The organism is Kitasatospora sp. NPDC097643, from assembly GCF_040302625.1.
Taxonomy (GTDB): Bacteria; Actinomycetota; Actinomycetes; order Streptomycetales; family Streptomycetaceae; genus Kitasatospora.
In genome coordinates this window covers 1-1,707 of the sequence record NZ_JBEOSA010000166.1, presented here as the reverse complement: position 1 = coordinate 1,707, position 1,707 = coordinate 1, and the positions used below count along the sequence as shown (strand labels likewise).

At 71.5% G+C, this 1,707-nt stretch carries 1 protein-coding gene; it reads right to left on the bottom strand.

The features are described from left to right. The coding region (locus ABTY15_RS39610) for a condensation domain-containing protein (protein WP_350607640.1) at window positions 1-1,707 on the bottom strand (1,707 nt) is incomplete at both ends.

Below are 1,707 nucleotides of genomic sequence, written 5' to 3'. Positions count from 1 at the left end.
CCCCGCGCCTTGGGCGATCAGCCAGTGCGCGATCTGGTTCGCCCGCGCATCCAGCTCCGCGTACGAGACCACGCCCGCGGCGTCGACCAGCGCCGATGCCTGCGGAGTCGCCCGAACCCGCGCCTCGAACAGCCCCGGCAACGTCACCTCGCCGGCGACGCCCGCCGAACCACTCCACTCGGCCAGCTCCCGCCGCTCCTCGTCGCCGAGGATCGCCAACTCGCGCACGCACAGTGCCGGTTCGGCGACCACCCCGGCGAGCGCGCGAACGAACCGCAGGCCGAACGTCTCCACCGTTGCCCGGTCGTAGAGATCGGTCGCGTACTCGATCAGGCCGGAGAGCCCTGCCGGGCTGCCGTCGGAATCGAAGGTCTCGCCGACGTTCAGCACCAGGTCGAACTGGGTGCCACCGGCGCCCGGGTCGAGGAACTGGGCCTCCATACCTGGGAGTTCGAAGGCGAGGTCGGTGCTGTTCTGAAGCGCCAGCATGACCTGGACCAGGGGGTGGTGACCGGTCGAGCGTTGCGGGTTGAGCGCCTCCACCAGGTACTCGAACGGGATGTCCTGGTGGGTGTAGGCGGCCAGGTTGGTCTCCCGGACCCTCGCGAGGAGGTCGCGGAAGGCCAGGTCGGGCGAGACCTCGGTGCGCAGCACCAGGGTGTTGACGAAGAAGCCGATCAGGTCGTCCAGGCCTTCGTCGGTGCGGCCCGCGATCGGGGAGCCGATGGCGATGTCGGTGCCCGCGCCGAGCCGGGTCAGCAGCGCGGCCAGCCCGGCGTGCAGGACCATGAACAGGGTGGTGTCGGTGGAGCGGGCCAGCTCGCGCAGCGCGGCATGGGTGCGGGCGTCGAGCGAGAAGTCCACCGTGTCGCTGCGGTAGGACGGCTGAGCGGGCCTGGGCCGGTCGGTCGGGACCGAGACCAGCTCGGGCAGACCGGCCAACTGATCGGTCCAGTAGGCGGCTTGGCGGCGCAGCAGGCTGTCCGGGTCGGTCTCCTCGCCGAGGAGCTCGTGCTGCCAGAGCGTGTAGTCCGCGTACTGCACGGGCAGCGGCGACCACTGCGGTGCCTCACCGCCGCGGCGGGCGGCGTAGGCGGCCACCAGGTCCGCGGCCAGCGGCGTCATCGACCAGCCGTCACCCGCGATGTGGTGCATCACCAGGACGAGGCGGTGCTCCAACCGGCTCAGTGTCAGGAGGACGGCCTGCAAGGGGATCTGGTGATCGAGCTCGAAGCCGCGGCGGGTGAGGTCGTGGATCAGCCGGTCGCACTGTTCCGGGGAGTCGGCGTCCTCGGTGCGCAGGGTCAGGTGGGCGGTCGCCGGGGCGAGGATCTGCTGGTGGGGCCGGCCGTCGATGTCAGGGAAGACCGTGCGCAGCGGCTCGTGCCGGGCGATCACGTCGTTCAGCGCCGCCTCCAGCGCGGCCGGGTCGAGCTCGCCGGTCAGCCGCAGCACCAAGGGGATGTTGTAGGTGGCGGAGGGACCTTCCAGCTTGTGCAGGAACCACAGGCGCTGCTGGGCGAAGGACAGCGGCAGCAACTCCGGCCGCGGCCGCACCGCCAGTGCCGGACGCGAATCTCCTTCGGTCAGGCGGCGGGCCAGGGTGGCGGGGGTCGGGGCGTCGAACAGTGTCCGCAGGGACAGCTCGGCACCCAGCACGCTGCGCACCCGGTTGATCAGCCGGGTCGCCAGCAGGGAGTGACCGCC